The sequence below is a fragment of the Agrobacterium sp. Ap1 genome, assembly GCF_017313375.1.
GTDB lineage: Bacteria > Pseudomonadota > Alphaproteobacteria > Rhizobiales > Rhizobiaceae > Neorhizobium > Neorhizobium cellulosilyticum.
On sequence record NZ_JAFLMY010000101.1, the window covers coordinates 1 to 232 of the forward strand.

Here is a 232-nt window from a genome sequence, read left to right on the forward strand (position 1 = left end):
TTAGCTCCAGTTTCCCGGAGTTGTTCCGCAGGGATGGGTAGATTCCCACGTGTTACTCACCCGTCTGCCGCTCCCCTCCATCAAGAAAGCTTCATTCTGAAGCTCTTCTTGATCTTCTTTTTCAAGGATTAAATCCTTCAAGCTTGCTTGAAGGAGGGGCGCTCGACTTGCATGTGTTAAGCCTGCCGCCAGCGTTCGTTCTGAGCCAGGATCAAACTCTCAAGTTGAGAAT

At 50.0% G+C, this 232-nt stretch carries 1 rRNA gene; it reads right to left on the minus strand.

From position 1 onward, the window contains the following. Positions 1-227 (minus strand): 16S ribosomal RNA (locus tag JZX87_RS31165); the annotation flags it as partial. Positions 228-232: the final 5 nt, after the last annotated feature.